The sequence below is a fragment of the Streptomyces sp. C genome (assembly GCF_000158895.1).
GTDB lineage: Bacteria > Actinomycetota > Actinomycetes > Streptomycetales > Streptomycetaceae > Streptomyces > Streptomyces racemochromogenes.
In genome coordinates, this window is the sequence record NZ_GG657750.1 from 6355401 (window position 1) to 6379121 (window position 23721).

The 23721-nt window shown below is 71.3% G+C and carries 21 protein-coding genes and 2 pseudogenes; 20 read left to right on the forward strand and 3 right to left on the reverse strand.

Features of this window, described 5'->3' with window-relative positions; genetic code table 11:
* Positions 1 to 171 precede the first annotated feature (171 nt).
* The 4 genes and pseudogenes from allB (at position 172) to SSNG_RS28570 (ending at position 4582) form a co-directional block, all read left to right on the forward strand.
* A pseudogene (gene allB / locus SSNG_RS28555) lies at positions 172 to 1516 on the forward strand (allantoinase AllB).
* A gap of 2 nt (positions 1517 to 1518) precedes the next feature.
* Positions 1519 to 2646: an allantoicase gene (gene alc / locus SSNG_RS28560; RefSeq protein WP_007267408.1), complete on the forward strand. Its 1128-nt coding sequence runs from the start codon at positions 1519 to 1521 to the stop codon at positions 2644 to 2646.
* A gap of 266 nt (positions 2647 to 2912) precedes the next feature.
* Positions 2913 to 3530, forward strand: a complete 618-nt coding sequence (locus tag SSNG_RS28565) for a dihydrofolate reductase family protein (RefSeq protein ID WP_007267409.1) — start codon at positions 2913 to 2915, stop codon at positions 3528 to 3530.
* Between the two features lie 137 nt (positions 3531 to 3667).
* Positions 3668 to 4582, forward strand: coding sequence for a DMT family transporter (locus SSNG_RS28570; protein WP_007267410.1), 915 nt, complete (start codon positions 3668 to 3670; stop codon positions 4580 to 4582).
* A 111-nt stretch (positions 4583 to 4693) separates the two neighbouring features.
* On the opposite strand, the gene SSNG_RS28575 is transcribed toward SSNG_RS28570, so the two are convergent.
* Positions 4694 to 5698, reverse strand: a complete 1005-nt coding sequence (locus tag SSNG_RS28575; protein ID WP_007267411.1) for a Gfo/Idh/MocA family oxidoreductase — start codon at positions 5696 to 5698, stop codon at positions 4694 to 4696.
* Positions 5699 to 5840: 142 nt separating this feature from the next.
* Between SSNG_RS28575 and SSNG_RS28580 the strand changes: the two genes are divergently transcribed.
* The 12 genes from SSNG_RS28580 (at position 5841) to SSNG_RS28635 (ending at position 15974) form a co-directional block, all read left to right on the forward strand.
* Positions 5841 to 6851 (forward strand): sugar ABC transporter substrate-binding protein, encoded by a 1011-nt coding sequence (locus tag SSNG_RS28580; RefSeq protein ID WP_128637206.1) that lies wholly within the window; start codon positions 5841 to 5843, stop codon positions 6849 to 6851.
* The gene (locus SSNG_RS28585) at positions 6848 to 7885 is read left to right on the forward strand and encodes an ABC transporter permease (protein ID WP_007267413.1); all 1038 of its coding nucleotides are present in this window, start codon (positions 6848 to 6850) and stop codon (positions 7883 to 7885) included. The genes SSNG_RS28580 and SSNG_RS28585 overlap by 4 nt, the downstream gene beginning before the upstream one ends.
* On the forward strand, positions 7852 to 8718 hold the full coding sequence (locus tag SSNG_RS28590) for an ATP-binding cassette domain-containing protein (protein WP_050779761.1): 867 nt from the start codon (positions 7852 to 7854) through the stop codon (positions 8716 to 8718). Before SSNG_RS28585 ends, SSNG_RS28590 begins: the two co-directional genes overlap by 34 nt.
* Positions 8715 to 9893 carry an ROK family glucokinase gene (locus SSNG_RS28595; RefSeq protein ID WP_007267415.1) on the forward strand — a complete coding sequence of 393 codons (1179 nt, stop codon included), beginning with the start codon at positions 8715 to 8717 and terminating at the stop codon, positions 9891 to 9893. Before SSNG_RS28590 ends, SSNG_RS28595 begins: the two co-directional genes overlap by 4 nt.
* On the forward strand, positions 9890 to 10489 hold the full coding sequence (locus tag SSNG_RS28600; RefSeq protein WP_007267416.1) for a hypothetical protein: 600 nt from the start codon (positions 9890 to 9892) through the stop codon (positions 10487 to 10489). Before SSNG_RS28595 ends, SSNG_RS28600 begins: the two co-directional genes overlap by 4 nt.
* Positions 10490 to 10688: 199 nt before the next feature.
* On the forward strand, positions 10689 to 11321 hold the full coding sequence (locus SSNG_RS28605; protein ID WP_007267417.1) for an MBL fold metallo-hydrolase: 633 nt from the start codon (positions 10689 to 10691) through the stop codon (positions 11319 to 11321).
* A 30-nt stretch (positions 11322 to 11351) separates the two neighbouring features.
* Positions 11352 to 12131 carry an exodeoxyribonuclease III gene (locus tag SSNG_RS28610; RefSeq protein WP_007267418.1) on the forward strand — a complete coding sequence of 260 codons (780 nt, stop codon included), beginning with the start codon at positions 11352 to 11354 and terminating at the stop codon, positions 12129 to 12131.
* A gap of 63 nt (positions 12132 to 12194) precedes the next feature.
* Complete coding sequence (locus tag SSNG_RS28615) at positions 12195 to 12635, forward strand: DUF6278 family protein (protein ID WP_007267419.1); 441 nt, start codon at positions 12195 to 12197, stop codon at positions 12633 to 12635.
* Positions 12636 to 12777: 142 nt separating this feature from the next.
* Positions 12778 to 13521 (forward strand): amino acid ABC transporter ATP-binding protein, encoded by a 744-nt coding sequence (locus tag SSNG_RS28620; RefSeq protein ID WP_007267420.1) that lies wholly within the window; start codon positions 12778 to 12780, stop codon positions 13519 to 13521.
* 11 nt (positions 13522 to 13532) lie between these two features.
* Complete coding sequence (locus tag SSNG_RS28625) at positions 13533 to 14438, forward strand: glutamate ABC transporter substrate-binding protein (protein ID WP_007267421.1); 906 nt, start codon at positions 13533 to 13535, stop codon at positions 14436 to 14438.
* 16 nt (positions 14439 to 14454) lie between these two features.
* Positions 14455 to 15099 (forward strand): amino acid ABC transporter permease, encoded by a 645-nt coding sequence (locus tag SSNG_RS28630; RefSeq protein ID WP_007267422.1) that lies wholly within the window; start codon positions 14455 to 14457, stop codon positions 15097 to 15099.
* Positions 15096 to 15974, forward strand: coding sequence for an amino acid ABC transporter permease (locus SSNG_RS28635; protein WP_007267423.1), 879 nt, complete (start codon positions 15096 to 15098; stop codon positions 15972 to 15974). The genes SSNG_RS28630 and SSNG_RS28635 overlap by 4 nt, the downstream gene beginning before the upstream one ends.
* Before the next feature lie 25 nt (positions 15975 to 15999).
* On the opposite strand, the gene SSNG_RS28640 is transcribed toward SSNG_RS28635, so the two are convergent.
* The gene (locus tag SSNG_RS28640) at positions 16000 to 17586 is read right to left on the reverse strand and encodes a CocE/NonD family hydrolase (RefSeq protein ID WP_042802148.1); all 1587 of its coding nucleotides are present in this window, start codon (positions 17584 to 17586) and stop codon (positions 16000 to 16002) included.
* 131 nt (positions 17587 to 17717) lie between these two features.
* A complete protein-coding gene (locus SSNG_RS28645; RefSeq protein ID WP_042802150.1) occupies positions 17718 to 18950 on the reverse strand; it encodes an Ig-like domain-containing protein in 1233 nt (410 codons plus the stop codon).
* 424 nt (positions 18951 to 19374) lie between these two features.
* On the opposite strand from SSNG_RS28645, the pseudogene murJ reads away from it, so the two are divergent.
* From murJ to SSNG_RS44980, 4 genes and pseudogenes are all read left to right on the forward strand, one after another.
* Positions 19375 to 20933, forward strand: a pseudogene (gene murJ, locus SSNG_RS28650) (murein biosynthesis integral membrane protein MurJ).
* Positions 20934 to 20973: 40 nt separating this feature from the next.
* The gene (locus SSNG_RS28655; protein WP_007267427.1) at positions 20974 to 21654 is read left to right on the forward strand and encodes a response regulator transcription factor; all 681 of its coding nucleotides are present in this window, start codon (positions 20974 to 20976) and stop codon (positions 21652 to 21654) included.
* Positions 21655 to 21657: 3 nt separating this feature from the next.
* The gene (locus SSNG_RS28660) at positions 21658 to 23103 is read left to right on the forward strand and encodes a HAMP domain-containing sensor histidine kinase (protein WP_007267428.1); all 1446 of its coding nucleotides are present in this window, start codon (positions 21658 to 21660) and stop codon (positions 23101 to 23103) included.
* Positions 23100 to 23721: hypothetical protein (locus SSNG_RS44980; protein WP_042802152.1), on the forward strand; the 622-nt coding region annotated here is incomplete at its 3' end. The genes SSNG_RS28660 and SSNG_RS44980, both read left to right, overlap by 4 nt.

Here is a 23721-nt window from a genome sequence, read left to right on the forward strand (position 1 = left end):
AGCTACATTCTGGATAGCGAAATCTTAATTCCATCCTGTGGAAACATCCAATTGCGGTGAGAACGTGTCAGCAGTCCCTCCGGGCGCTCTTGACTGGTCCCGGATCGGGGTGAAGACTCCGTCAACAGAACGTTGAATTTCGCTCTGTGGAAGTAGATGGGGAGGTTTCCGGTGGCCGACGTGGCGGTGGAACTGGTACTGCGCTCGACGCGCGTCATCACCCCCGAGGGGACGCGTGCCGCCTCGGTGGCCGTCGCCGGCGGGAAGATCACGGGCCGTGCTGGCGCACGACGCCGAGGTACCGGCCGGAGCCCGGCTGGAGGACTTCGGCGACGACGTCCTGCTCCCCGGTCTGGTGGACACCCACGTCCACGTGAACGACCCGGGCCGCACCGAGTGGGAGGGCTTCTGGACGGCCACCCGCGCCGCCGCGGCCGGTGGCATCACCACCATCCTCGACATGCCCCTGAACTCCCTGCCGCCGACCACCACGGTCGACAACCTCCGCGTCAAGCAGGAGGTCGCCCGGACCAAGGCGCACGTGGACGTCGGCTTCTGGGGCGGCGCCCTCCCGGACAACGTCAAGGACCTGCGCCCGCTGCACGACGCCGGCGTCTACGGCTTCAAGTGCTTCCTGTCGCCCTCCGGCGTGGACGAGTTCCCACTGCTGGACCAGGAGCAGCTGGCCACCTCGCTCGCCGAGATCACCGGCTTCGGCGGCCTGCTGATCGTGCACGCCGAGGACCCGCACCACCTGGAGTCCGCCCCGCAGAACCCGGGCCCCAAGTACGCCGACTTCCTGGCCTCCCGGCCCCAGGACGCCGAGAACACCGCGATCCAGAACCTGATCGACCAGGCGAAGCGGCTGAACGCCCGCGTGCACGTCCTGCACCTGTCCTCCGCCTCCGCGCTGCCGCTGATCGCCGCGGCCAAGGCCGAGGGCGTCCAGGTCACCGTCGAGTCCTGCCCGCACTTCCTCACCCTCACCGCCGAGGAAGTCCCGGACGGCGCCACCGAGTTCAAGTGCTGCCCGCCGATCCGCGAGGCCGCGAACCAGGACGTCCTGTGGGACGCGCTCGCCGACGGCACCATCGACTGCATCGTCTCCGACCACTCGCCCTCCACCGCGGACCTGAAGACCGGCGACTTCGCCACCGCGTGGGGCGGCATCTCCTCCCTCCAGCTGGGCCTCCCCGCCATCTGGACCGAGGCGCGCAAGCGCGGCCGCACCCTCGAAGAGGTCGCGCGCTGGATGTCCACCGCCCCGGCCGCGCTGGCGGGCCTGGCGCAGAAGGGGGCCATCGAGGCCGGCCGTGACGCCGACTTCGCCGTCCTGGCCCCCGAAGAGACCTTCACCGTGGACCCGGCCGAGCTGCACCACCGCAACCAGGTCACGGCGTACGCGGGCAGGACCCTGCACGGCGTCGTGAAGTCCACCTGGCTGCGGGGCACGCAGATCGCCGACCACGGCACCCCGACCGAGCCCACGGGCCTCCTCCTCGAAAGGCAGAACTGACAGTGGCACAGCGTTCGACTGGACTGGCTTCTTTCACCGGTAACGCGAACCCGTACGGGGGCGGCGACCCGTACGCGGACTACCGCACCGCGGAGTTCCCCTTCACCCAGTACGCGAACCTCGCCGCCCGAGAGCTGGGCGCCGGTGTCATCGCCGCCAACGACGAGTTCTTCGCCGAGCGCGAGAACCTGCTGATCGCCGAGGCCGGCCACTTCGACCCCGAGCACTTCGGGCACAAGGGCAAGGTCATGGACGGCTGGGAGACCCGCCGCCGCCGCGGCGTGTCCGCCGAGCAGCCCTGGCCGACCGCCGAGGACCACGACTACGCCCTGATCCGCCTCGGCGCCCCCGGTGTCATCCGCGGCATCGTCGTCGACACCGCCCACTTCCGCGGCAACATGCCGCAGGCCGTGTCCGTCCTGGGCGCGTCCGTCGAGGGCTCCCCGACCGAGGCGGAGCTGCTCTCCGACGACGTCAAGTGGACGACCCTCGTCGAGCGCACCGCGGTCGGCGGCCACGCGGCCAACGGCTTCGAGGTCAACGTCGAGCAGCGCTTCACGCACCTGCGCCTGAACCAGCACCCGGACGGCGGCATCGCCCGCCTGCGCGTCTACGGCGAGGTGCGCCCCGACCCGAAGTGGCTCGCCGTGCTGGGCACCTTCGACGTCGTCGCCCTGGAGAACGGCGGCTCGGTCGAGGACGCGTCCAACCGCTTCTACTCCCCGCCGACCAACACCATCAACCCGGGCCGCTCCCGCAAGATGGACGACGGCTGGGAGACCGCCCGCCGCCGCGACAACGGCAACGACTGGATCCGCTACCAGCTCGTCGCCGAGTCCGAGATCCGCGCCGTGGAGATCGACACCGCCTACCTCAAGGGCAACTCCGCCGGCTGGGCCTCGCTGTCGATCAAGACGGGCGAGGAGGGCGAGTGGACGGAGTTCCTGCCGCGCACCCGCCTGCAGCCCGACACCAACCACCGCTTCGTGCTGGACGCCCCGGCGGTCGGCACCCACGTCCGGATCGACATCTTCCCGGACGGCGGCTTCTCCCGCCTGCGCCTGTTCGGCTCGCTGACGGAGGCCGGCGCCGCCGCGCACGCCGCCCGCCACCAGGAGCTGGGCGGCTGACCCGCCCCGCCTCGTGACCTGACCCCCGGGGGCCGACACCCCCGGGGGTCATGAATGCGCCGACGGGGCGCACCGCTTCCGCGGTGCGCCCCGTCGCGCACGCCCGTCACCAGGGCCACCGTGTTGCCGTTCACGTCGTTCCTCCCCGCTCCGTTCCCCGCATTCGGCGGGAATCCGAGCCGGCGTTCACGCGCGCCGCACCGATGAGCCGGGGCACCGGCGGGAGTCTGAGGAGGAGAAGCAGACGACACGAGGAGCGCCGCGCCATGGGCAAGCTGACCCTGACCACCTTCCTGACCCTCGACGGAGTGATGCAGGCCCCCGGCGGCCCCGACGAGGACCGCAGCGGCGGGTTCGCGTACGGCGGGTGGCTCGTGCCCTTCGCCGACGAGGGCATGGGGGAGTTCGTGAACGAGCTCTTCGACCGGGCCGGGGCCTTCCTCCTCGGGCGCCGGACGTACGAGATCTTCGCCTCGTACTGGCCGCTGCACGACGACCCGGCCGACCCGGTCCCGAACAAGCTCAACCGGCTGCCGAAGTACGTCGCCTCCACCACCCTCAAGGACCCCGGATGGGGACCGGCGACCGTGGTGGACGGGGAGCAGCTCCAGTCGGAGATCGTCCGCATCAAGGACGCCATGGACGGGGAGCTCCAGGTCCACGGCAGTGGACAGCTCGCCCAGTGGCTGCTCGCCCGCGACCTCGTCGACGAGCTGAACCTGCTGGTCTTCCCCGTCTTCCTCGGCGCGGGACGCCGGCTGTTCCCCACCGGCGGCCTGCCCACGGCCTTCGAGCTGACCGCCTCCCGCACGACCGGCAGCGGGACCGCCATCCACACCTACCGCCCCACCGGCCGCGCCTCCTTCGGCACGTTCGCGGACTGAGCCCGGGGCGGGGGGCGCGAGGCCGGCGGGGGCGGGGGATAACCGGTCGACCCGGAAGATCCACTCGGGTACGGTGACCCCGCATCCGTGCGAGCCGCCGACGTCTCCACGCCCTTTCACCCCGTCGGAGCCGCCCGGTGACCACCCTCAGCGTTCCCGCCCCCGCCCTCGCCCCCCGCCGGGCCTGGCTCGCGGACCTGCCCGTCCTGCTGGTCGCCGTCGTCTGGGGCGGCAGCTACCTCGCCGCCAAGGGGATCACCACCGCGCACACCGTGATCGCGGTCCTCGTGCTGCGCTTCGCGCTCGTGCTCCCGGTGCTGGTCCTCGCCGGACGGCGGCGGCTGCGCGCGCTGGGTCCCGCCCAGCTGCGCGGCGCCGCGGCGCTGGGCCTCGTACTCGGCGGGATCTTCCTGCTGGAGACCTACGGGGTGGTGCACACCTCCGCCACCAACGCCGGTCTGATCATCAGCCTCACCATGATCTTCACGCCGCTCGCCGAGTCCGCCGTGCGCCGCAGGAAGCCCTCGGCCGCCTTCCTCGGGGCCGCGGCCGTCTCGGTGGCCGGGGTCGTGTTGCTCACCCAGGGCGCCGGCTTCACCGCGCCCGGCCCCGGCGACCTGCTGATCCTCGGAGCGGCCCTGGCCCGCACCCTGCACGTCCTGCTGATGGCGCGGATCAAGGCCGTCCAGGACGCCGACCCGCTCTCCCTGACCACCGTCCAGCTCGGCGCCGCCGTACTGGTCTTCGCCCTGCTCGCGGCCGTCCCCGGGACCGGCGACGGGCCCTGGACGGCGGCCGCGGACTTCGGCCCCGCCGAGTGGGCCGGACTCGCCTTCCTCTCCGTCTTCTGCACCCTCTTCGCCTTCTTCGTGCAGATGTGGGCCGTACGCCGGACCTCCCCGTCCCGCGTCAGCCTGCTGCTGGGCACCGAACCGCTGTGGGCGGCCGCCGCCGGCATCGCCATCGGCGGGGAACACCTCGGCCCGGCCGGACTCGCCGGAGCCGCACTCGTCCTGGCCGGCACCGCCTGGGGACGCCGCGCGGCGCGCTGACGGTCCCGCCCCGCCGCCCGTCGCCCGCCGGCCGCCGATTGGCCGGTAAACGGCTCCTGCGGGCTTGATCACCCGGCCTACTGTGGCCCGATGTCCGCCGGCGCCCGCTCCCTACAGGTCCGGGAGCTCCTCCAGCCGTACGGGCCGGCGCTCCCGCCGGGAGCGTTCGCAGGCCTCGGCCACCCGGAACGCGGCGAGCGCCTGGAGCCCGTCGCAGGGGTTGTCGCCCTCGCCGCGCACCAGCCGTACGAACGCCGCCAGCTCGGCCTCGTAGGCGGGGGCGAACCGCTCCAGGAACCCGGACCACGGCTTGCTCGCCGGGGGCGGCCCGTGCGGCTCCGTCGAGGCGATCGGCGTGCGGTCGTCCAGCCCGGAGGAGACCTGGTCCAGCTCCCCGGCCAGCTCCATCCGCACGTCGTACCCGGCGCCGTTGCAGCGGGTCCCGGTACTGGTGACCAGCGTCCCGTCGTCCAGGGTGAGGACGGCGGCGGCCGTGTCGACGTCGCCGGCCTCCCGGAACCGGGCCGGCCCCCCGTCGGAGCCGGTCGCGTACACCTCGGCCACCTCGTGCCCGGTCACCCAGCGGACCATGTCGAAGTCGTGCACCAGGCAGTCCCGGTACAGGCCCCCGGAGGCCGCCAGGTACTCGGCCGGCGGCGGGGCCGGGTCGGCCGTCATCGTGCGCACCGTGTGCAGCCGCCCCAGAGCACCCGAACGGACCAGCTCGCGCGCGGTCCGGCAGCCCGCGTCGAAGCGCCGCATGAAACCGACCTGGAGCAGCCCCCGGGCCGCCCCGACCTCGCGCAGCACGGCCAGCGTCCGGGCCAGGTCCGGGGCCAGCGGCTTCTCGCAGAACACCGGCAGCCCGCCGCGCACCGCCCGTACCACCAGGTCGGCGTGGCCCTCCGTCGCGCAGGCCACCACCACGGCGTCCACGCCCCAGGTGAAGACCTGGTCGACCGTCGGAGCGGCCGTGGCCCCCAGCCGGTCCGCGAGCCGCGCGGCCCGCCCGGGGTCGGCGTCGGCCAGCAGCAGCGAGCCGGCGTCCGGGTGGCGGGCCAGTGCGGCCGCGTGGAAGGAGCCGATCCGGCCCGTTCCGATCAGCCCGATGCGCATGCACTCAACGTGGCCCCGTACGGGGGACCTGTCAATCTGCCCGCGCACGCCCCGATGACCCTTCATGGTCCACTGTGGCGGATACTGGGCGGCTGAAACCGTAATGACCGATTGATGACGGACGAGGGAAGGGCACGGGGACGTGGCTAGGGTTCGGACAGGGGTACGCGTCGTCGGCGCCGTGCTCGCGGCGGTACTGGGGGCCTCCCTCGCGGGCTGCAGCAGCACGGGCGGCAAGCGCGCCGAGGAACGGGCGAAGGCCGCGGAGGCGGGCCGGCCCGCCGTGTCCACGCCGCGCTGGACCTTCGCGATGGTCACCCACGCGGGCGACGGCGACACCTTCTGGGACATCGTGCAGAAGGGCGCCAAGGAGGCCTCCGCGAAGGACAACATCAACTTCGTCTACTCCCACGACGACCAGGCGCAGCAGCAGGCCCAGTTCGTGCAGAACGCCATCGACCAGAAGGTCGACGGGATCATCGTCAGCCTCGCCAAGCCCGAAGCCCTCAAGGACGTCATCGGCAAGGCCGTCAAGGCCGGCATCCCGGTGGTCACGGTCAACTCCGGCTCCGCCCAGTCCGCCGCGTACGGGGCGCTCACCCACATCGGGCAGGACGAGGAGATCGCCGGCGAGGCCGTCGGCACCGAGCTGACCAAGCGCGGGAAGAAGAAGGCCGTCTGCGTCCTGCACGAGCAGGGCAACGTGGGCCACGAGCAGCGCTGCGCCGGGGCGAAGAAGACCTTCGGCGGCAGCATGGAGAACCTGTACGTCGAGGGCACCAACATGCCCTCCGTCCAGGCCGCCATCCAGGCCAAGCTCCAGGCGGACCCCTCCGTGGACTCCATCGTGACCCTCGGCGCGCCCTTCGCCCCGACCGCCGTCAAGGCGAAGGACGCGGCGGGCAGCAAGGCCGAGGTGGACACCTTCGACCTCAACGCGTCCGTCGCCCGCGACCTGAAGTCCGGGACGCTGGGCTTCGCCGTGGACCAGCAGCCCTACCTGCAGGGCTACGAGGCCGTGGACCTGCTGTGGCTCCACCGCTACAACGCGGACGTGCTCGGCGGCGGCCGCCCGGTGCTGACCGGGCCGCAGATCGTCACCGCGGCCGAGGCGGCCGCGCTGGAGGAGTACATCAAGCGGGGCAGCCGATGAGCGCCGCCGCCCCCGCGGCCGACGAACGGCTCGCGCCCACCTCGTACGTACGGCGCCTGCTGGGCCGGCCCGAGCTGGGCGCGGTCGTCGGCGCCGCCGCCGTCTTCGTCTTCTTCTGCTTCGCCGCGGACAGCTTCCTGAAGCCCTCCAGCCTGAGCACGGTCCTGTACTCGGCCTCCACCATCGGCATCATGGCGGTCCCGGTCGCCCTGCTGATGATCGGCGGCGAGTTCGACCTCTCCGCCGGCGTCATGGTGACCACGTCGGCGCTGTTCAGCTCGATGTTCAGCTACCAGATGACCGCCAACGTCTGGGTCGGCGTCCTCGTGTCCCTGCTGGTCACCCTGGCCATCGGCTTCTTCAACGGGTTCATGCTGACCCGCACGAAGCTCCCGAGCTTCATCATCACGCTCGGCACCTTCCTGATGCTGACCGGCCTGAACCTCGGCTTCACCAAGCTGATCAGCGGCTCGGTGTCCACCAAGACGATCGCCGACATGGAGGGCTTCTCCTCCGCGCGGGCCCTGTTCGCCTCGCAGTGGAACGTCGGCTCGGTCACCCTCAAGGTCACCATCCTGTGGTGGCTGGTGCTGGTCGCCGTCGCCACCTGGATCCTGCTGCGCACCCGCGCCGGGAACTGGATCTTCGCCGTCGGCGGCGGTGCCGACGCGGCCCGCGCCACCGGCGTCCCGGTGGTCAAGACCCGCATCGGCCTCTACATGGGGGTCGCGCTGTGCGCCTGGATCTCCGGGCAGCACATCCTCTTCTCCTTCGACGTCGTCCAGTCCGGCGAAGGCGTCGGCAACGAGTTCCTCTACATCATCGCGGCCGTCATCGGCGGCTGTCTGATGACCGGCGGCTACGGCTCCGCGATCGGCTCGGCCGTCGGCGCCTTCATCTTCGGCATGACCAGCAACGGCATCGTCTACGCGCAGTGGAACCCGGACTGGTTCAAGTTCTTCCTGGGCGCCATGCTGCTGCTCGCCACGCTGCTGAACGCATGGGTCCGCAAGCGGGCGGAGGCGCGGGCATGAGCACGCCACTGGTGAAGCTGACGGACGTCAGCAAGTACTACGGCAACATCCGCGCCCTCCAGGGCGTGTCCCTGGAGGTGTCGGCGGGCGAGATCACCTGCGTGCTCGGCGACAACGGCGCCGGCAAGTCCACCCTCATCAAGATCATCGCGGGTCTGCACCGGCACGACGCCGGCAGCTTCGAGATCGAGGGAGCCGAGACCGAGCTCGCCAACCCGCGCGCCGCCCTCGACCACGGCATCGCCACCGTCTACCAGGACCTGGCCGTCGTCCCCCTCATGCCGGTGTGGCGCAACTTCTTCCTCGGCTCGGAACCGACGAAGGGCCGCGGCCCCTTCCGCCGCCTCGACGTCGACCTCATGCGCCAGACCACCCGCACCGAGCTGCTGCGCATGGGCATCGACCTGCGCGACGTCGACCAGCCCATCGGGACCCTCTCCGGCGGCGAGCGGCAGTGCGTGGCCATCGCCCGCGCCGTGTACTTCGGCGCGAAGGTCCTCGTCCTGGACGAGCCCACCGCCGCCCTCGGAGTCAAGCAGTCCGGCGTGGTCCTCAAGTACGTCGCCGCCGCCCGCGACGCGGGCCTCGGCGTGGTCCTCATCACCCACAACCCGCACCACGCGTACCTGGTCGGGAACCGCTTCGTACTCCTCAAGCGGGGCGCCATGGCGGGCAGTCACACCCGCGACTCGATCACCCTGGACGAGCTCACCCGGCAGATGGCGGGCGGCTCGGAGCTGGAGGAGCTGAGCCACGAGCTGGAGCGGGTGGCAGAATCAGGGGCGACCACCCCATCCGATCCGGCCGCCGACAGGGACGAAACGACTCGATGAGCACGTACCGGGACTTCACGCTCGCCCACCGGGGGGCGGCGCGGGGCACCGTCCTGCGGACCGTCGGGACCCGCGAGCGCCGCTCCCTGCGCACCGCCCCGCGCGTCCCGACCGTCGGCATCGACATCGGCGGCACCAAGGTCATGGCGGGCGTGGTCGACGCCGACGGGGTCATCCTGGAGCAGATCCGCACCGAGACCCCGGACAAGTCCAAGAGCCCCAAGGTCGTCGAGGACACCATCGTCGAGCTGGTGCTCGACCTGTCCGACCGGCACGACGTGCACGCCGTGGGCATCGGCGCCGCCGGCTGGGTCGACGCCGACCGCTCCCGCGTCCTGTTCGCCCCGCACCTGGCCTGGCGCGACGAGCCGCTGCGCGACGCCCTCCAGTCCCGGCTCGCGGTCCCGGTCATGGTGGACAACGACGCCAACACCGCCGCCTGGGCCGAATGGCGCTTCGGCGCCGGTCGCGGCGAGGACCACCTCGTCATGATCACCCTGGGCACCGGCATCGGCGGGGCCATCCTGGAGGGCGGCCAGGTCAAGCGCGGCCGCTTCGGGGTGGCCGGCGAGTTCGGCCACATGCAGGTCGTCCCCGGCGGACACCGCTGCCCCTGCGGCAACCGCGGCTGCTGGGAGCAGTACAGCTCCGGCAACGCCCTGGTCCGCGAGGCCCGCGAACTGGCCGCCGCCGACTCCCCGGTCGCGTACAACATCATCGCCAGGGTCGGCGGCAACGTCCACGAGATCACCGGCCCCCTCATCACCGAGCTGGCCCGCGAGGGCGACGCCATGTGCGTCGAGCTCCTCCAGGACATCGGCCAGTGGCTCGGCGTCGGCATCGCCAACCTCGCCGCCGCCCTCGACCCGTCCTGCTTCGTCATCGGCGGCGGCGTCAGCGCCGCCGACGACCTGCTGATCGGCCCCGCCCGGGACGCCTTCCGCCGCCACCTCACCGGCCGCGGCTACCGCCCCGAGGCCCGCATCGCCAAGGCCCAGCTGGGCCCCGAGGCCGGCATGGTCGGCGCCGCCGACCTCGCCCGGCTCGTCGCCCGCCGCTTCCGCCGCGCCACCCGCCGGCGCGTCGAGCGGCACGAGCGCTACGCGCAGCTGGGCCGGCGCGGCGCCGCGGGCCCCACGGACCGCACGGACCCCAAGGATCAGGAACAGCAGTGACACCGCCCTCCCTGCCCCGCCAGGCCTCCTCGCCCGAAGCGGGCGGTACGCAGCCGCCCACCGCCGAGGAGCGCGAGGACCGCAGGCACACCGTACGGCGCCGCTGGGTCACCGCGATCATCATCGTGCTGCTCATCGGGGTCCCGGCGGGGTACCTGTTCGTCTCGGCGCAGCAGAGCCGCCAGAGCGGCAGGGACAAGGCCGCCCGGGTGGGCGCGGTCAAGGTGCGCACCGACTGGCCCTCCAAGGTGCAGCGCAGCATCTACGAGGTGCCGATCCCGCTGATGGCCTCCCACGTCGGCTACCTGGAGACCAACAACTGGCACACCAGCCGGCTGTACGTGCAGTTCCAGGTGAGCCCCGCGGAGCTGGACACCTTCCTGGCCGGCGTGGGCACGAGCAGGGACGCCCTGACCCCCGGGGTGTCGGTCTCCGAGCGCGACGCCAAGGTGGCCGGCTGGAGCTGGAGCCCGAAGCACCAGTGGTCCGGGGTCACCCTGGAGGCCGGGGACCCGCGTCCCACCCGCGACGTCACCGTCGACCTCACCAACCCGTCGGCCCCCCGCGTCTACGTGGTCTCCACCGCCGTGCCGTAGGCCGGGCACGGCCTAGGGTCTGTCGTCAAACTCCCGTCTGCCCCGCGACGCCTGGCACGCGCTCTCGCCGCACCGGGCGAAAGCCAAGTACGTCCAGTACGCGGGCTTCCGCCCGGCGCACCGAGAGCACGCACCAGACGCCGCGAGGCCGCCCTCCGGGCGACGACGGGAGTTTGACGACAGACCCTAGGGTGGGATCATGAAGCTCACCAAACGGCTGCACTCCTGCGTCCAGTTGGAGAAGGACGGGCGCGTGCTCGTCATCGACCCGGGCGCCTTCAGCGAACCGGACGCCGGCCTCGGGGCGGACGTCCTGCTGGTCACCCACGAGCACCCCGACCACTTCGACGAGGGCCGGCTGCGCGCGGCGCTCGACGCCAACCCGGCCGCCGCCCTGTGGACCCTGCGCAGCGTCGCGGACCGGATGGCCGCCGCCTACCCGGGCCGGGTGCACACCGTGGGCCACGGCGACGCCTTCACCGCCGCCGGCTTCGAGGTCCAGGTCCACGGCGAGCTGCACGCCGTGATCCACCCGGACATCCCGCGGGTCACGAACGTCGGCTACCTCGTGGAGGGCTCCCTCTTCCACCCCGGGGACGCGCTGACCGTGCCCGGCGTCCCGGTCCAGACGCTGATGCTGCCGGTCCACGCACCGTGGAACAAGGTCGCCGAGGTGATCGACTACGTCCGCGAGGTCAAGCCGGCCCGGGCCATCGACATCCACGACGCCTACCTCGCCGACATCGCCCGGCCGATCTACGACATGGCCCTGGACACCTTCGGCGGCGCCCCGCACAGCCGCCTCGGCGCAGGTGAGAGCGCCGCGCTCTGACTGTCGGTGCCGGGCGGTAGGTTGGTGTACATGCGTATCGCCACGTACAACGTCAACTCGATCACCGCCCGGCTGCCGCGCCTGCTGGCCTGGCTGGAGAGCTCCGGCACGGACGTGCTGTGCGTCCAGGAGACCAAGTGCTCCGCGGAGCAGTTCCCCGCCGCCGAGCTGCGCGAGCTGGGCTACGAGTCGGTCGTCAACGCCACCGGCCGGTGGAACGGTGTGGCCCTGCTCTCCCGCGTCGGGCTGGAGGACGTCGTCGTGGGGCTGCCCGGCGGCCCCGACTACGAGGGCGTCCAGGAGCCCCGCGCCATCTCCGCCACCTGCGGCGGGGTGCGCGTCTGGTCCGTGTACGTGCCCAACGGCCGCGAGGTCGAGCACGACCACTACGGCTACAAGCTGAACTGGTTCGGCGCCCTGGCCACCGCCATCGCCGAGGACGCGGCCGGCACCCGGCCCTTCGCGGTCCTCGGCGACTTCAACGTGGCGCCGACCGACGAGGACGTGTACGACCCGGCCGTCTTCGCGGGCCTCACCCACGTCACCCCCGCCGAGCGGGCCGCCCTGGAGGCCCTGCGCACCGCCGGGCTCGCCGACGTCATGCCGCGCGCGCTCAAGTACGACCGCCCGTACACCTTCTGGGACTACCGCCAGCTCGCCTTCCCCAAGAACCGGGGCATGCGCATCGACCTGGTCTACGGGAACGAGCCCTTCGCGAAGGCGGTCAAGGACGCCTACGTGGACCGCGAGGAGCGCAAGGGGAAGGGCGCCTCCGACCACGCCCCGGTCGTCGTCGACCTGGACCTCTAGAAGAAGCACGGATCGGGGCGCGCCCTGTGGCCAGCCGGGGATCCTGGTGCCAGGCTGGTCGGTATGAACATCCCTTTCCTGGCCAACTGGCTGAACCGGCACGAAACGGAACAGGGTGCGGGGCTCGCCGCCGCCCTCGCGGATGATCCCGAGGGCGTCGCCGAGCTGTTCTCGGAGTGCGAGATGCTGCGGTCCCAGGCGAGGGCGGCCGGGCTGGAACTCGACCAGACCCCGGCCTCGTTGGAGGCCCTGGACCAGCTGATGCCGCGCTGGCGCCGGGACCCCGAGGCCGCGCCCTGGCTGGGGAACGACGCGGGCTTCTACCTCGGGACCGTGATCGTGCGCAGCCTTCCGGGGGCCGGCTGGCAGGTCTGGCCCAACGGCCAGCCGGTGATCCGGCTCGCGTCCGGGCGGGAGCTCAACGTGATCGAGTCGGGGCTGTCCTGGGCGATGACCGGCTCCCCGGAGCTGAGCCAGGCCTACGCCGAGGCCTCCGAGGGCTGAGCGAAGGGCCGATGCGGGTCACGGCAGGTCAATGTAGGTCAATGTACTTTATGTACCTTTTTGGCGTGTCGTGGTGAAGTCCCCCCGGCGGCTGGATAGTTTGCGCTGACCTCGACACACCGACAAGTGGGCAGGGCAGCGTATGGCCGTCGATCCGTTGATCGAGCTGCGGGACGTCAACAAGCACTACGGGAAGTTGCACGTCCTCCAGGACATCAACCTCACCGTCGGCCGCGGGGAGGTAGTGGTGATCATCGGACCGTCCGGGTCCGGGAAGTCCACCCTCTGCCGGACGATCAACCGGCTGGAGACCATCGAGTCCGGCACGATCACCCTCGACGGCCACCCCCTGCCCGCCGAGGGCAAGGAGCTGGCGGGCCTGCGCGCCGAAGTCGGCATGGTCTTCCAGTCCTTCAACCTCTTCGCGCACAAGACCGTCCTGGCCAACGTCTCCCTGGCCCAGGTCAAGGTGCGCAAGCGCAAGAGGGAGGAGGCCGACAAGCGCTCCCGGGAGCTCCTGGACCGGGTGGGCCTCGCCGGCCAGGCGGAGAAGTTCCCCGCCCAGCTCTCCGGCGGCCAGCAGCAGCGCGTGGCCATCGCCCGCGCCCTCGCCATGAACCCCAAGGCACTCCTCTTCGACGAACCCACCTCCGCCCTCGACCCCGAGATGATCAACGAGGTGCTGGAGGTCATGCAGCAGCTCGCCCGCGACGGCATGACCATGGTCGTGGTCACCCACGAGATGGGCTTCGCCCGCTCCGCCGCGAACCGCGTCGTCTTCATGGCCGACGGCCGGATCATCGAGGACCGAACCCCGGAAGGCTTCTTCACCGCCCCCGAGAGCGACCGCGCCCGGGACTTCCTCTCCAAGATCCTCAAGCACTGAGGGGCGGCCCGATGAAGCACACCCTGCGCGCACTCGCCCTGGCCGCCCTGCTCCTCGCGACCACCGCCTGCGGCAAGTCCGGCAGCCCCCCGGTCAAGGGCCCCCAGCCCGAGGACCTGCCCGTCTACAAGGTCGACACCGGCTTCTCCCTGCCCGAGTCGCGCACCTGGCAGAAGGCGAGGAAGCGGGGCCGCCTCGTCGTCGGCGTCAAGGAGGACCAGCCGTACATGGGGGAGAAGGACCCCGCGAGCGGCCGCTACTCCGGCTTCGACATCGAGATCGCCAAGATGATGGCGGCCTCGCTCGGCTTCGACCCCAAGACCATCGAGTTCAAGACGATCGCCTCCGCCAACCGCGAGACCGCCCTGCAGAACGGCCAGATCGACTATTACGTGGGCACCTACACGATCAACGACAACCGCAAGAAGCAGGTCGGCTTCGCGGGCCCCTACTTCATGGCCGGCCAGTCCCTCCTCGTCCGCAGGAACGAGAAGGACATCAAGGGCCCCGAGGACCTCGCCGGCAAGAAGGTCTGCTCCGCCGCCGGCTCCACCCCCTACCAGCGGCTCCAGCGGGAGTTCCCCAAGGCCGTCCTCGTCGCCTACGACACCTACTCGGTCTGCGTGGACAACCTGCTGACCTACCAGGTCGACGCCGTCTCCACCGACGACTCCATCCTCCTCGGCTACGCCGCCAAGGTCCCCGAGGAGCTCAAGGTCGTCGGCGAGCCCTTCTCGAAGGAGCCCTACGGCATCGGCGTCCCCCGCGGCGACGACGCCCTGCGCTTCGCCCTCGACGACGCACTGGAAGCCGACGAGAAGAACGGCGACTGGAAGAAGGCCTACGAGGCCACCCTCGGCCTCTCCGGCCGGCCCGCCCCCCGGCCGCCCGCCATCGACCGCTACCCCGCGGGCTGAAGGGAGAGCGCACCCCGTGAACGTACTCACCGAGAACTTCGCGCTCTACGGCAAGGGCTTCCTCGGCACCGTGGAGCTGACCGTCTACGCCTCGCTCCTCGCCCTGGTGCTCGGCTTCCTGATGGCCTCCTTCCGCGTCGCGCCCGTCGGCTCCTTCCGCGTCTTCGGCACGGTCTGGGTGACCGTCCTGCGCAACACCCCGCTCACCCTGCTCTTCTTCGCCGTCCTGCTGGGCCTGCCGCGCTTCGGGCTGGTCCTGCCCTTCCAGCTCTTCGCCGTCCTCGCCCTCGGCTGCTACACCTCGGCCTTCATCTGCGAGGCGCTGCGCTCCGGCATCAACACCGTGCCCAAGGGCCAGGGCGAGGCCGCGCGCAGCCTGGGCATGTCCTTCGGGCAGACCCTGGGCACGGTGGTGCTGCCCCAGGCCTTCCGCTCCGTCATCCCGCCCATCGGCTCGACCCTGATCGCGCTCGCGAAGAACTCCGCGATCGCCGGCGCCTTCAGCGTCACCGAGCTGCTGGGCACGTACAAGACCCTCAACGAGCTGGGCTACAGCATCATCTGGACCTTCGTCTGGATCGCCGTCGGCTACCTGATCATCACCCTGTCCATCAGCGCGGTCTTCAACGTGCTGGAGAAGCGCTACGGAGTCGCCCGATGACCGCGCACGCGCTGCACGGGGACCTGGGGTCCACCGCCCTCTACGACCTGCCCGGGCCCAGGGCCCGGCGCCGCCACTTCCTCTACGGGATCGCCTCGACGGCGGTGATCCTCGGCCTGCTGGCGTGGATCCTCTACCTCCTCTTCGACACCGACCAGTTCACCGCCGCCAAGTGGAGCCCCTTCGAGTACGAGGGCATCCAGGAGCTGCTGCTCAAGGGGCTCGGCAACACCCTGAAGGCCTTCGCGTACGCCTCCGTGCTGTCGCTGGTGCTCGGCGCGGTGCTCGCGACCGGCAGGCTCTCGGTGCACCGTCCGGTGCGCTGGGCCGCCACGCTGTGCGTGGAGTTCTTCCGGGCCATGCCGGTCCTGGTCATGATCTTCTTCATCTTCGTGGCGCTGAAGGTCCAGCCGCTGCCCGCCCTGGTGGCGGGGCTGACGCTGTACAACGGTTCGGTGCTCGCCGAGGTCTTCCGTACGGGCGTCAACGCGGTGGAGAAGGGCCAGCGCGAGGCGGCGTACGCGCTCGGCATGCGCAAGACGCAGGTGATGACCTTCGTCCTGGCGCCGCAGGCGGTCCGGGCGATGCTGCCCACGATCATCAGCCAGCTGGTGGTGGCGCTCAAGGACACCTCGCTGGGCTTCCTGATCACCTACGAGGAGTTCCTGCACGCGGGCAAGCTGATCGCCTCCAACCTGGACTACGACCTGCCCTTCATCCCCGTCGTGATGATCATCTCGCCGATCTACATCGGCATGTGCATGCTGCTGTCCTGGTTCGCCACCTGGGTCGCGCGGCGCGAGCGGCGCAGCCTGAAGACCAGGGCCGTCGAGGTCGCACCCGCCGAACCGGGCACGGTGCTGCCGGGGAGATAGACGGCCCCCCGGCAGCGGCCGCGGATCACTGCTCGCGCAGCGGCACCGAGACGTACGAGGGATCGGTGCGCGGCGAGGAGAAGGTCAGCTGCGCGCCGGCGGGGTTGTGCTCGATGTAGAGCGGGTCGACCGTGTCGACGACGAGGGCCAGGCGGTGGCCCTCGGGGACGTCGTAGGCGGTGGAGAAGAGGTCCAGGTCGACCCCGAAGGACTGCCCTGGGGTCTTCCCGTGGAAGGTGTACGGGGCGTTGCTGACGAGCTTGCCGACGCCGAGCGGGCCGACGTCGTAGAGGTAGGCGACGAAGGTGCCGTCGCCCTTGGTGGGCGTGACGGTGGTGTGCAGGCGCACGGTGCCGCGGATCCGGCGCTCCCGCTCGTAGCGCGGGGACTGCCAGACGGCGGCGAAGGCGCGGGGGAGCAGCGGGATCGAGGCGGCCGGCGGGGCCTTCGCGAACTGGTCGAGGACGCTGGAGAGGAAGAGGATCCCGCCGTTGGCGCCGGAGTCGACGTTCGCCCAGACGTGCTCGCTGTCGGCGAGCGGGAGCTTCTCGGTGCCGCCGGAGCCGACCGACTTCCAGTCGGCGTAGCCCTCGTACCCGTCCGTGCTGCGGGACTTGATCTGGACGGGGGCCTCGGTGTCGACCCCGTTGCGCTCGCCCTTGAGGTAGCGGTCGAACCAGCGGTGGGCGTTGGTCCAGGTGTCGTTGGGCAGGCCGAGCAGTCCGGTGGCCTCGGCGGTGGCGTGGTCGCCGGGGCGGAACTCCAGGCGCTTGGGGCCGGTGAGCTTCTCGAAGAACTCCGCGTACTGGTTGGGCGGGAAGACGGTGTCGCCCCAGGCGTTGCCCAGCATGATCGCGGCGCCGTTGGCGTTGATCCGGCCGACCTGTGCGGAGGCGGAGCGCTTCTTCCCCCACTCGATCATGGCCTGCTCGTTCTCCAGCTTCGAGCCGAGGAAGTCGCCGAGGATCTGCTGGAGTTCGGGTCCGGGGCGGCCCGTGAGGTAGCCGGCGGCGCCGAGCATGCCGGCGGCCTGGAGGTGCTGGGTGCGGCCGGAGTAGATGGACTCGATGAGGTCGGCCCAGCCGCTGAGGGCCACCACGGCCTTGACGCGCGGGTCGTGCGCGGAAGCCAGCAGGCTGATGCCGGCCCCGTACGAGACCCCGCCGAGGCCGATGCGGCCGGGGTCGGCGGGGGCGTTGGCGAGGGCCCAGTCGATGACGGCGGAGACGTCGGCGGTGTCCGCCGGACCGGCGGTCTCGATCTGCCCGCCGGAGAGCCAGAAGCCGCGGGAGGTGTAACTCACCACGACGTAGCCGGAGTCGGCGAGCTGCTTGGCCTGGGCGATGTATTCGATCTGCGGCATGCCCCAGCTGGTAGGGAGCACGATCAGCGGGTACTTCCGGCCGGGCTCGGCGCCGGCCGGGGTGAAGACGTTGCCCTTGAGGGTGATGCCGCCCGAGCCGGGGATGTCGTGGAAGCGCACCTGCGAGGACGTGTCGGTCTGCGAGGTGGCGGCGGCGGGGGCCGCCTGGGCCTGATGGGGGGACAGGCCCAGGGCGGTCGCCGCGAGCAGTGCGGCCACGGCGGCTGCCGTGGTGGGGCGGGTTCTCATCGATCGCTCCTCGCGTGCGCCGGTGTCCAAAAGTGACCCGACGGTAACGGGAGGGGCTTACTCAAGGTAACCCGTGAGTAAGTTACGTAGCGGTAACAATTGAGGAGGGGTCAGCGGGGCCGCCCGTACGGTCAGCCCTGCTGGGAGCCGCCGCCGGCCAGGGCGCTCTTCGCCTTCCACTGGTCCCACGACAGGTTCCACTCGCCGTACCCGTTGCCGAGCTCGGCGTTGCCCTTGGAACCGCTGCCGACCACCTCGAAGGCGTCGCCGACCTGCACCCGCTCGTAGAAGGACTTGGCCTCGGCGTCGCTCATGCCCACGCAGCCCGAGCTGGAGTTGACGCGGCCGAAGTTGGCGGAGTTCCAGGGCGCGGCGTGCGCGTACATGCCCGACCAGGTCAGCCGCATCGAGTAGTCGACCATCTTGTCGTAGGAGTCGCCCAGGCCCACCGTCTGGGAGTCCATCCGGATGGTGCCCTCCTTCGCCATCAGCACCATCTTCCCGGACCAGGAGGCCTTCTGGCCGCCGGGCGTGCCCGCCGAGACCGGGATCGTCTTCACCGTCTGGCCGTCCTCGGTCACCGTCATCTTCTTGGTGTCGAGGCTGACCTCCATCCGGCGGTCCTTGCCTATCTTGAACTCGGTGTTGTAATCGCGCGCGAAGAGCCCGCCGCCGGAACCGGAGTCCACACCGTTCAGGTGCATGTCGACCTTCACGTCGGTGCCGGACTTCCAGTAGTCCTTCGGCCGCCAGTCCACCCGGTCCTTACCGGAATAGTCCTTGAACCAGCCCCAGGAACCCTCGGTGTTGTTCGAGGTGGTCACCTTCAGCTGCTTCTCGACCTCGGCCTTGTTCTTCACCGGATTGTCGAAGACCAGCGAGACGGGCATCGCCACGCCCACCGTGCTGCCCTTCGGGATGTTGATGGAGACCTTGTTCACCTTGTCCGCGGGCGAGGTCTTGAACTGGGTGCTCGCGCTCTGGCTGGCGGTGTTCTGCGCCTCGACCTTGTAGTCGGTGCCGGGGGAGGCGTTGCGCTCCGAGGTCCACGTCCGGCCGTCGGCGGATATCTGCCCGGCCAGCTCGCCGCCCTTGCCGTCGACCACCTTGACCAGGGAGAACTTGCCGTCGGCGAGGGTCACCTTCACCGGCTCGCCGGCCTTGACCTGGTCACCCGTGACGTTCACCGAGATCGCCATGTCCGGGCCCTTCTCCGTCCCGCCCCCCTTCCCGTCGCCGCCGGCCTTCCCGTCCGAGCCGCCGCTCCCGCAGGCACTGAGGGCGAGGGTCAGCAGCGCGGTGCCCGCCAGCACGGCGTGACGGGTGCGGCGGCGCGGAAGTGCGGTGCGGCGTGTACGGCTCAACGAAAACCCCTCCGAAATAACGGTCGTCCTCAGGTAAGGAGCGAACGCGGCCACATTAGGTTGCGCATTTCGCGCAAAAACTCCCCGGGACCGTTGTGACATGGGCCGCAGCGGAACTGTTGCCATCCGGTCACATTCGGGGGACTTGTGGAATCCGGCCGTCCGGAATTGGCCAACGGACGGCTCCGGGACGGAAAAAGGACCTTCCGCGCCGCGGCGGGGGCCAAAGGACCCTACCGGGAGCTGAATTCGACCGGCCCCGGCCGCCGGGATACCCTCCACCTTCGGCTCGGCGAAGGGAAAGACCCCGATGTACGGATCCACCAGCAGCGCACCGCCGGGCGCGGCCCCCGCGGGCCCGGCCCCCGCGACGGCGGCGGCCGGGGCCCCGGCGAAGGCCTCGGTGCTGCGCAGCGGCGCGCTGATGGCCGCCGGCTCCGTCGTCTCCCGCGCCACCGGCTTCGTCCGCTCCGCCGTGGTCCTCGCCGCGCTGGGCGCCGGATTCCTCGGAGATGGCTACACCGTCGCCAACACCGTCCCGAACATCATCTACATGCTGCTCATCGGCGGCGCGCTCAACGCCGTCTTCGTCCCCGAGCTGGTCCGCGCCGCCAAGGAACACGGCGACGGCGGAGCCGCCTACACCGACCGGCTGCTGACCGCCTGCACCGCTGCCCTCCTCGCGCTCACCGCCGCCGCCGTCCTCGCCGCGCCGCTGATCGTCGACGCGTACACCCCCGCCTCCTACACGGACGCCCAGCGGAGCACCGTCATCGCCCTCGCCCGCTTCTGCCTCCCGCAGATCCTCTTCTACGGGCTCTTCACCCTGCTCGGCCAAGTACTGAACGCCCGCGGCCGGTTCGGCGCGATGATGTGGACCCCGGTCCTCAACAACATCGTGACCATCGGCGTCTTCGGCTTCTTCCTGTACGCCTCCGGAGGCGGCCGCGACGCCCTCGACGCCGCCGACACCCGGCTGCTGGGCGTCGGCACCACCGCCGGGATCGCCGTCCAGGCCCTCGCCCTCGTCCCCTCCCTGCGCGCCGCCCGCTTCCGCTGGCGCCCCCGCTTCGACTGGCGCGGCAGCGGCCTCACCCGACCCCTGCGCAACGCCGGCTGGCTGGTCGTGCTGGTCCTCAGCAACCAGTTCGCCTACTGGGTGGTGACCAAGCTCTCCACCACCATCGGCGACCAGGCCCCCGGCTACGGCTACGCCGCCTACACCAGCGCCTACCAGCTGTGGATCGTCCCCCAGGGCATCATCACCGTCTCCCTCGTCACCGCCCTCATGCCCCGGATGAGCTCGGCCGCAGCCGACGGCGACCTTTTTTTTCGTCCGCGAGGACGTCTCGTACGCCCTGCGTTCCAGCGCCGCCCTCGTGGTCCCCGCCGCCGCGCTCTTCGCCGCGTTGGCCCCCTGGGTGATGGACTGTTTTCTCCGGATACGGCAAGGTCACCCCCGCCGAGGTCGCGGCCATGGCCGGCATGCTCGCCGCCTTCGCCCCCGGCCTGATCGCGTACTCCGCTCAGTACGCGCTCGCGCGCGGCTTCTACGCCCTCTCCGACACCCGCACCCCCTTCTTCCTCAACCTGGTCATCGTCGCCCTCAACGCCGGCCTGTCCTACGCCGCCTACCAGCTGCTCCCCGTGCGCTGGGCCGTCACCGGCATGGCCGCCGCCACCTCCCTCGCCTTCATCGGGGGCGCCGCCGTCACCGCGTACGCCCTCTCCCGGCGGCTCGGTCCGCGTGCGAGGGCCCGCACCACCGCCCTCACCACCCACCTGCGGCTGCTCGCCGCCTGCCTGCCCGCCGCCGGCGCCGCGTACGCGGCCGCCCGCGCCGCCGAGGGCCTCGGTTCCTTCGCCGCCGCCGGAGCGGGAACCGCCGCGCTCGCCCTGGTCGTCGTACTCCTCGCCCGGCCGCTGCGCCTGGCCGAGATCACCGACCTGCTGGACTCCCTGCGCCGCAAGGTCGGCCGATAGCGGGAGGAAACTACATGAACCACCCTGGAATACTGACCGGATGCCACGCGTACTGCTGATCGAGGACGACCCTTCCATCCGGGAAGGGGTCGGCCTCGGCCTGCGCCGCCGCGGCCACGAGGTGAGCGCCGCCGCCACCGGCGAGGAAGGACTGGCCCTCATCGGCGGCTTCCGCCCCGAGCTGGTCCTGCTGGACCTGATGCTGCCCGGCATCAACGGCGTACAGGTTTGCCGCCGGATCCGCGAAACCAGCCAGGTCCCCATCATCATGCTCACCGCACGCGGCGACGACTTCGACATCGTCGTCGGCCTGGAGGCCGGAGCCGACGACTACATCGTCAAACCCGCCCGCACCGAGATCATCGAGGCCCGGATCAAGGCCGTGCTGCGCCGCCTCAAGGGCCCCGGCGGCCTGCCCGGCGTGGAACACCACGGCGAACTCGCCATCGACCGTGCCGGACTGACCGTCGCCAAGAACGGCGAGCGCGTCGCCCTCGCACCCAGCGAGATCAAGCTCCTGCTCCACCTGTCGGCCTCACCCGAACAGGTCTTCTCCCGGCAGCAGCTGCTGGAGTACGTGTGGGAGCACAGCTACCACGCCGACGCCCGGCTCGTGGACGCCTGCGTGCGCCGTCTGCGCAACAAGGTCGAGGACCCCGACGGGCACCCCCGCTACATACAGACCGTGCGGGGCTTCGGCTACCGCTTCGGCCCCCTCTAGAGCGTGCGCCGCCTCCCGCCGCTCGGCCTGCGCACCCGGCTGATCGCCGCGTTCCTGCTCGTCGCCGCCATCTGCGCCGTCAGCACCGCCGCCCTCACCTACCGGCAGGCTCGCAGGGCCGTACTGACCCAGAGCCAGGACACGGCCGTCAGCACCCTGCGCGACCAGCTGGAGGGCCAGGGCATGAGCCTGCCCATGGACCGCCAGCAGCTCCAGCGCCTCGTCAACGACCTGGGCAAACGCGGAAAACCCCACTCCTGGGTGGTCTACGGCGAGTACGGCACCCTGCGCGCCTCCTCCAACGGCACCCCCACCACCTCCGCCGTCCTCACCGAGAAGCTCCGCGACCAGGTCGCGGCCAACCCGCACGGCGCCTTCCAGCGGGTGGAGGACGGCCGCGGCGAGCCCTACCTGACCATCGGCATGCCCGCCGTCTTCACCCGCGGCGGCAGCCGCGAGCCCACCGGCGTCACCGTCTACGCCGTCATGCCGCTCACCAGCGAACAGCAGACCGTCGACGCCATGGTCGAAGCCGCCAAACAGGGCGCCGTACCGGGCCTGGCCATCTCCCTCGTACCCGCCCTGCTCGCCGCGCGCAGCGTCCTGCGCCCCGTACGCGACATGCGCCGCGCCGCCCAGAACCTGGGCCGGGGCCGCCTCGACACCCGCATCACCGTCAGGGGAGCCGACGAACTCGCCGGCCTCGCCCGCACCTTCAACGAGACCGCCGGCGCCCTGGAGGAGTCCGTCACCGAACTGCGGGAGGCGGAGGCCCGGGCCCGCCGCTTCGCCGCCGACGTCTCCCACGAACTGCGCACCCCGCTCGCCGGGATGCTCGCCGTCACCGAAGTCCTCGACGAGGACGCCGCCGGCCTCGACCCGGACACCGCCAAGGCCCTGCGGCTGATCAGCGCCGAGACCGGCAAGCTCGCCGTCCTCGTCGAGGATCTGATGGAGATCTCCCGCTTCGACGCCCGCGCCGCCGAACTCAACCTCGACGACGTGGACGTCGCCGAGGCCGTCGGCAAGACCCTGGAACGCCGCCGCTGGGACGACGACCGGGTCACCACCGACCTCCCCGGAGGGATCCGCGCCCGGCTCGACCCGCGCCGCTTCGACGTGGTCCTCGCGAACCTCGTCGGCAACGCCCTGCGGCACGGCGGGACCCCCGTACGGGTCGCCGTACGCGCCCAGGAACACCCCGGCGGGCCGCGCCTGCTGCTGGAGGTCGCCGACAGCGGACCGGGCATCGCCGAGGAGGTCCTCCCGCACATCTTCGACCGCTTCTTCAAGGCCGACGCCTCCCGGGCCCGTTCCGCCGGCAGTGGCCTCGGACTCGCCATCACCCTGGAGAACGTCCGCCTCCACGGCGGCACCCTGACCGCCGCCAACGGCCCGGACGGGGGAGCGGTGTTCACCCTCGACATGCCCCTGGAGGCCTCCGCATGAGCCGTACGCGGACGCTCACGGCCGCCGCCGCCCTGCTCGGCCCGGCGCTGCTGCTCACCGGCTGCGGGATCAAACCCACCGGGGTCGTCGAGAGCGGCGCCGCCGCCAAGGTGGCCGTCGCCGCCCCCGCCCGCACCTCGATGGCCTACTTCGTCACCCCCGAGGGACGGCTCGCCCCCGCACCGCAGCCCGAGCACACCCGCGACGGCCCCCGCGGCAGCCTCACGGGACTCCTCGCCGGCCCCGGAACCCCGGAACTGGAAGCCGGCCTCGGCACCCGGCTGCCCGCGGTCGACGCAGCGGGGCTGGAGCAGATCGGCGTCGGCTTCACGGCCCGCGACCGGGTGGAGGCACGGCTCCCCTTCCCCGTCGCCGACCTGGACCCCCTCGCCCGCCGCCAGCTCGTGTGCAGCGCCCTGTCCACCCTCGCCCCGGCCTTCGACGTGGTGCTGCGCGGCACCGACACCGCGCTGGAGGCGGACCGCTGCGCATTTCGGGGGCGGGGCGGGCTGACGCCCGACGGGGAGGCGGGGGCGACGGGCGGGTGGTGTTCGATGGAGTTGTTTGGGGCAAATTGTCGTAGTTTTTTCCTTTTTTTTTTTTTTTTTTTTTTTTTTT